Here is a 6,359-nt window from a genome sequence, read left to right as displayed (position 1 = left end):
ACGATCCGACTTGCCCGCGGGCGTGCGCGCGGCGCTGGCGCTCGGGGCGGCGGCCGTGCAGGTCGGCAGCGCGCTCTTGCTCGCGGACGAGGCCGGGACCGTTCCCGCGTATCGCGCGCGGCTCGCGGCCGGGGGCGCGCCGACCGCGCTGACGCGCGCGTTCAGCGGGCGGCTCGCGCGTGGTATCCAGAATCGCTTCATGGACGAGCATCCCGACGCGCCGATCGCGTACCCGGAGATCCACCACGCGACGGCCGGTCTGCGGGCCGCCGCGCGCAAGGCCGGCGACGCCGACGGCTTCAACCTGTGGGCCGGCGAGGCGTACGAGCTGGCTCGCACCGGGCCGGCGGCGGACATCGTGCGGTGGCTCGCCGGATGAGCGTGCGGGTCGCGGCCGTGGAGGCCGAAGCGGTGCCCGGCGCGGTCGCCAAGAACGTCGAGACCGCGACGCGGCTCACGCGGGCCGCCGCCGAGCAGGGCGCCGAGCTGGTCGTGTTCCCGGAGGCGTTCGTGACGGGGTACGACGACGGCGTCTTCGGCGGCGAGCTGCCGACGCTGGACGACCTCGGCTGGCTCGACCCGTTGCAGCGCGCGGTCGACGAGGGCGATGTGGTCGTCGTGCTCAACACCGCGCTCGACCGCGGCGAGCGCCGCACGCTCACGGACTTCGTCCTCCGCGCCGGCAGCGCTCCGTGGCCGGCGTACGACAAGCAGCACATCTACGCGACCGAGCGCGAGCACTTCACGCCCGGTGAGGACGGCGCGAGCTTCACGCTCAAAGGCTTCGAGTTCGCGCTCTCGGTCTGTTACGACGCCAACTTCCCCGAGCACGCCGCGGGGGCGGCCGCGGACGGCGCGAGCGTGTACCTCGCGAGCGGCGCGTACTTCCCGGGCGGTGAGCGGCGCCGCGACCTGCACTACGGCGCCCGCGCGCTCGACAACGGCCTCTACGTCGTGTTCGCCGGCCTGCTCGGCGCGCCACACGCCTTCATCGGCGGCTCGGCCGTCTACGACCCGCTCGGCACGCGGATCGCGCACGCCGTCGACGGGCTCGCGATCGCCGACCTCGACCCGGAGGCGATCACGGCCGCGCGCAGGAGCCAGCAGATGTGGGCCGACCGCCGCGCGCACCTCGGCTCACGCACCGTCCTGGCGTTCGAGTAGCGCGACCAGGCGCCCGAGGCTGGCGCGCAGCTCCGCTTCGAGCCCGCTCTCGGGCCGGAACGCCCACCACGTGACCGCGCCCTGCCAGTGCGCGGCGAGCAGCGCGCCGGTGCCCGCCCCGCAGCGAGCCTCGAGCGCGGCGATCAGCTCTCGCTCCCACGCCGCGCCGCGCGCCCGCAGCACCGGGTCGCGCAGGTCCTCGCGCAGGAGCATCAGGTTGTCCGCGTAGCGGTCGATCTCGTCGTACTGGCCGGACAGCCCGACGAGCAGGTCGATCGCGCCCGCCGGGGTGAGCGGTGCGCTCGCGGCAAGCTCGGCCGTCCGCGCGTCGAGGAGATCCCACGCGCGCAGCAGCGCGCGCTGCCGAAGGCGGTTCTTGTTGCCGAACCGCTGCACGAGCGTCGCCGCCGAGAGGCCGCTCGCGTGCGCCACGCCCGCGAACGTCAGCTGCCCGTAGCGAAGCGACAGAAGCGCGGCGTCCAGCACTTCCTCGTCGGTCCTTGTTTTCGGTCGGGGCATCGTGTAATCATAAACGAATGGTCGTTTACAAACAACTCGAAGGCAAGCTGGCCCTCGTCGCCGGGGCCACGCGCGGGGCGGGCCGCGGGATCGCGGTCGAGCTGGGCGCGGCCGGCGCGACCGTGTACGTGACCGGTCGCACGACGCGCAAGCAGCCATCGGAGTACGGACGCACCACGGAGACGATCGAGGAGACCGCGGAGCTCGTCACGGAGGCGGGCGGCACCGGGATCGCGGTCCCGACCGACCACCTCGACCACGAGGCCGTGAAGGCGCTGACCGACCGCATCGCCGCCGACCACGGCCGCCTGGACGTCCTGGTCAACGACATCTGGGGCGGCGAGAACCTGTTCGAGTGGTCCAAGCCCGTCTGGGAGCACGACCTCGCGAACGGGCTGCGGATGCTGCGGCTCGGCGTCGACACGCACCTCATCACGGCGCACTACGCGCTACCGCTGCTCATCCAGCAGCCCGGCGGCCTGCACATCGAGGTCGGCGACGGCACCGCCGACTACAACGCGAAGACCTACCGCGAGTCACCGTTCTACGACCTCGCGAAGGTCGCGATCAACCGCATGGGCTGGGCGCACGCGCAGGACCTGGTCAAGCACGGGGCGACGTCCGTCTCCCTCACGCCGGGCTGGCTGCGCAGCGAGATGATGCTCGAGCACTTCGGCGTGACCGAGGCGACCTGGCAGGACGCGCTCGAGCGCATCCCGGACTTCGCGATCTCCGAGACGCCGCACTTCGTCGGCCGCGCGGTCGCCGCGCTCGCCGCCGACCCGGACAAGGCCCGGTTCAACGGCGAGTCGCTCTCCAGCGGCGGCCTCGCCCAGGTCTACGGCTTCACGGACCTGGACGGCTCCAAGCCCGACGCCTGGCGGTTCATCGAAGACGGCCGACCGAGCAACGTCGAGGCCTACCGCTAGCGGGTCAAGAGCCCCGCGTCGAGCACGAACTGCGAGCCCGTGACGAACCGCGCCTTGTCACTCACCAGGAACCGCACCGCCTCGGCGACGTCCTGCGCCTCGATCCACGGCACCGGCTGCAGGTTGCCCGCCGACGCCTCGGCGATCTCCTGCGGCGTCTTGCCCTCCATCGCCGCGAGGCCGTCGTTCAGTGCCCCGTCGACGCCGGTCGGATGGATCGAGACGACGCGGATGCCGTGCGGCGCGAGCTCGATCGCCCAGGACTTCGTGAGCCCGGTCAGGCCCCACTTGGAGGCGGCGTAGTGCGACAGGCGCCCCATCCCGCGCAGGCCCGCGATCGAGGAGTTGTTGATGATCACGCCGCGCTTGTCGGCGATCATGTGCGGGATCACCTGACGGGCGACGATCCACGCGCCCTTGAGGTTGATGTCGATCATCGCGTCCCACTCGGGCTCGGTGAGCTCGTGGGCGAGCCCGTACGCGCAGATGCCGGCGTTGTTGAAGAGCACGTCGATGCGGCCGAAGCGCTCGATCGCCGCGGTGACGGCGGCGTCGACGGCCTCGAAGTCGCGCACGTCGGCGATGACCGGCAGGCACTCGCGCCCGAAGCCCTCGACCTCGGCGACCAGCGAGTCGAGCTCCTCGGTGGAGCCCATCCGGTAGGCGGGGTACGAGAGCTGCGCGGCGACGTCCAGCGCGACGATGTCGTAGCCGTCCTCGGCCAGGGCCAATGCGGTCGCGCGGCCCTGTCCATGAGCGGCACCGGTGATGAAGGCGATCATGCCGCGTACCGCTCCAGGTAGTCGTCGAGCTCCACGCCCATGGCGTCGTTGAACACGTTGGTGGCGAGCATGATCGCGCCGAACGCGATCAGCGTCACGACCTGCGGCGGCGTGAACCGCTCGGCAAGCTTCGCGTGCAACGCGTCGTCGACGGTGTGCGGGTCGGCCGCCAGCCGCCGGCCGAGGTCCACGATCAGCTCGTCGAACTCGTCGAGGTTGAGGTCCGCCGGGTCCTCGCCGGCGTCGATCAGCAGCCGGCGGAAGAACGTCGAGCAGATCAGGCAGTCGCTCTGGGTCGAGATCGCGTGGCAGAACAGCCACGTCCGGCGCTCGCCGAGCACGGGCGCGATCTGGTCGTGCAGCGGATACCACTGCAGCAGCGCGTCCAGCGCGACCGGGGAATGCGCGAGCGTCCACTTCATGTTCGTCATGCGTCCGCCGGTGGCGGCGTGCGCTGCGGCGAGCTCCACCGACTCAGGCGGGGCCGAGGTCTCGTCGACCGGAAGGATGCGGGCCATCCGGCAATCATGCCGATCGTGTGTTGGTTGCGTTAGCAAATGTTTTGAAGAGGTGAATCCGCACACACGGTCTGCTGACGGCGTGTTACCACCTATAGGGCATGCCGTACGTCGATCTCCACTGCCACATCCTCCCGGGTCTTGACGATGGGGCGCGGACGCTCGACTCCGCCGTTCGCTACGCGCGTCAGCTGGACCGCGAGGACGTGCTGGACGTCGCGACGACCTCGCACATCAAGCGCAGCCACTTCCCGCACATCGACCTGCACGAGCTGGCCGACCGCCGCGCCGAGCTGCAGGATGCGATTCACGCCGAAGGCCTGAACGTCACGTTGCATCCGGGCGGTGAGCTCGCGCACGAGGACGCGCTGGAGCTCCCGGACCGCGACCTGCAGCTGATCTCCCAGGGCCCCAAGCACGCGCCGTGGCTCCTGCTCGAATGCCCGTTCGCCGGCCTGAACGAGGACTTCGACGCCGCCGTCGAGCGCCTCACCCGCCTCGGCTACGGCCTGCTGCTCGCCCACCCCGAGCGGGTGCGCGGCCCGATCGACCGCCTGCGGCCGCACACCGACGCCGGCGCGCTGCTGCAGGTCAACGTCTCCAGCCTGCTCGGCTCCCACGGGCCCGCCCCGCAGGAGGTCGCCGGCAAGCTCGTCACGAACGGCCGCGCGTACTGCCTGGCGTCCGACACGCACCCCGGCAGCCGCGAGGAGACGCTCCCGCTCGGCTACGCCGCGCTGCGCCGTCTCGGGGTCAGCGACGTGCAGGCGTTCCGCCTCACGCAGTCCAATCCGCGCTTCCTTCTGCGCGAGGGCAATCCTCGCCTGGCGCTTCCGGAAACGGAAGACCGCGCCAACTCCGCGCGCTGACGGAGTAAGTTCGGTCCCGCGTTGGACCGAGGGCTTCAGGAGATCGTCGATTCGCTCAGCCTGAGCCTGGGCCGTCCCGTGCTGATCGATGACGCGGAGCTGAGGCCGCTCGCGTACAGCACGCAGTTCGGCGAGCTGGACGCGGTGCGCACCGCCAGCATCCTCGGCCGGCTCGCCCCCGACGACGCCCGCGTGGCGTTGTTCGCGGAGGGCATCCGCACCGCCACGGGGCCGGTGCACATCCCCGCCCGGCCGGAGATCGGCATGCGCGCGCGGGTCTGCATCCCGCTCGTCGGCGCGGGCCGGCGCCTCGGCTACCTGTGGCTCTTCGAAGAGCCGGCCGTCAACGCCGACGAGCTCCGGCTGGCGCGCGCCGCCGCCGCGGAGGCCGCGGCGCTGGTCGGTCCGGACGCCGACGCGCAGCTCATCCGCCGTCGCCACGAGCAGCAGCTCGTGACCGCGCTGCTGAGCAGCGACCCCGCCCTGGCCCAGGCGGCCGCGCACGACCTGGAGGCCGAGCACTATCTGCCCCTGCGCCCGCTGCGCGTGTGGGTGGCGGCACCGGCGAGCCCGGCGGGGGAGGAGTGGAGCGCGGAGGCGCTGGACCGGCTGCGGGCGCGGCTGGCGGCCAAGCAGGCGCTGTGCGCGGAGCTCGAGCAGCGGCTCGTGTGCCTGGCGGGCGAGCGCGGCTCCAACGCGGTGCTGGAGGCGCTCGGGGCACTCACCTCGCCGCGCGCCCTGATCGGACAAGGCGACGCGGCGGAGGCGCTCGCCGACGCCGGCACCTCCTACCGGAGGGCGCTGGCGGCACTGCGGGTTGCCGCTCTTCAGGACAGCGGCATCGCAAGCTGGGACGCGTTGGGCGTGGAGCGCGTGGTGACGGCGCTCCCGGACGCGGCCCTGGAGGACTTGCCGGAGGGGCTCCGGCGGCTGCTGGCCGGGGACCAGTCGCTCGTGCAGACCCTTGAGGCCTATCTCGATCACGCGGGCGATGTCAAACGCACCGCCGCGGCGTTGTCCCTTCACCGCGGCGGGCTGTACTACCGCCTGCGCCGGATCGAGGAAGTGGCCGGAGTGGATCTACACGACGGCGAGGATCGGCTGTTGTGCCACCTCGCCTTGCGACTGGCCCGGCTCAGTCCCCCCTAGGAAACCGGCTGGAGGCGCGGCAGCAGCTCTGCCAGCTGCACGGTGACGCGGCGCAGCGCTTCGGCAGACGAGGAAACTTCGACCGGGGCGCCGCGGTCGGCGACTTCCTGCACGGCCTCGGTGACGGCGATCAGGCAGGACTCCATGCCGGCGACGGCGACGCCGGCCTCCGACAGGAAGTCGTGGTCCTCCGTCGCGGTCTCGAGCTCGGAGACGAGCCAGACGATCTCACCGGCGGAGACGCCGGCACCGACCGCGAGGCGGCAGATCTGGTCGACGACGATGGCGGTGCGGCCCTGCGAGTCGGCGCGGGCGGCTTCCATGGCGGCGTCAAGGGCGAGGCGGTTGCTCTGCTCGGCGAGGGCGACGATGGAAGCGACGAGATGTTCGGGGCGATTGGGCGTGAAGCGGGACATGGGGGACGTATCG

General features: G+C 72.0%; 9 protein-coding genes. 5 read left to right on the top strand and 4 right to left on the bottom strand.

The features are described 5' to 3' along the window. A partial coding sequence (locus OJ997_RS31345; protein WP_270029308.1) for a nitronate monooxygenase occupies positions 1-379 on the top strand: 379 nt, incomplete at its 5' end. Next, complete coding sequence (locus tag OJ997_RS31340) at positions 376-1,164, top strand: carbon-nitrogen hydrolase family protein (RefSeq protein ID WP_270029307.1); 789 nt, start codon at positions 376-378, stop codon at positions 1,162-1,164. The genes OJ997_RS31345 and OJ997_RS31340, both read left to right, overlap by 4 nt. Here the strand turns inward: OJ997_RS31340 and OJ997_RS31335 are convergent. Continuing rightward, complete coding sequence (locus OJ997_RS31335; protein ID WP_270029306.1) at positions 1,138-1,683, bottom strand: TetR/AcrR family transcriptional regulator; 546 nt, start codon at positions 1,681-1,683, stop codon at positions 1,138-1,140. The genes OJ997_RS31340 and OJ997_RS31335 overlap by 27 nt on opposite strands. Positions 1,684-1,700: 17 nt before the next feature. On the opposite strand from OJ997_RS31335, the gene OJ997_RS31330 reads away from it, so the two are divergent. After that, the gene (locus OJ997_RS31330; protein ID WP_270029305.1) at positions 1,701-2,612 is read left to right on the top strand and encodes an SDR family oxidoreductase; all 912 of its coding nucleotides are present in this window, start codon (positions 1,701-1,703) and stop codon (positions 2,610-2,612) included. On the opposite strand, the gene OJ997_RS31325 is transcribed toward OJ997_RS31330, so the two are convergent. Both OJ997_RS31325 and OJ997_RS31320 read right to left on the bottom strand, forming a co-directional pair. Beyond that, on the bottom strand, positions 2,609-3,394 hold the full coding sequence (locus tag OJ997_RS31325) for a mycofactocin-coupled SDR family oxidoreductase (protein WP_270029304.1): 786 nt from the start codon (positions 3,392-3,394) through the stop codon (positions 2,609-2,611). The genes OJ997_RS31330 and OJ997_RS31325 overlap by 4 nt on opposite strands. Then, entirely contained in the window at positions 3,391-3,912 is a 522-nt protein-coding gene (locus tag OJ997_RS31320; RefSeq protein WP_270029303.1) for a carboxymuconolactone decarboxylase family protein, read from the bottom strand. Before OJ997_RS31320 ends, OJ997_RS31325 begins: the two co-directional genes overlap by 4 nt. A gap of 101 nt (positions 3,913-4,013) precedes the next feature. Between OJ997_RS31320 and OJ997_RS31315 the strand changes: the two genes are divergently transcribed. Further along, complete coding sequence (locus OJ997_RS31315; RefSeq protein WP_270029302.1) at positions 4,014-4,781, top strand: CpsB/CapC family capsule biosynthesis tyrosine phosphatase; 768 nt, start codon at positions 4,014-4,016, stop codon at positions 4,779-4,781. 21 nt (positions 4,782-4,802) lie between these two features. After that, positions 4,803-5,930: a PucR family transcriptional regulator gene (locus OJ997_RS31310; protein ID WP_270029301.1), complete on the top strand. Its 1,128-nt coding sequence runs from the start codon at positions 4,803-4,805 to the stop codon at positions 5,928-5,930. On the opposite strand, the gene OJ997_RS31305 is transcribed toward OJ997_RS31310, so the two are convergent. Next, a complete protein-coding gene (locus OJ997_RS31305) occupies positions 5,927-6,346 on the bottom strand; it encodes a methyl-accepting chemotaxis protein (protein WP_270029300.1) in 420 nt (139 codons plus the stop codon). The genes OJ997_RS31310 and OJ997_RS31305 overlap by 4 nt on opposite strands. Positions 6,347-6,359: the final 13 nt, after the last annotated feature.

Origin of the sequence: Solirubrobacter phytolaccae, from assembly GCF_027587195.1 — a bacterium.
Lineage (GTDB): Bacteria > Actinomycetota > Thermoleophilia > Solirubrobacterales > Solirubrobacteraceae > Solirubrobacter > Solirubrobacter phytolaccae.
Note: the sequence above shows the minus strand (reverse complement) of the source record. Positions and strands in the feature narration are given on the sequence as shown.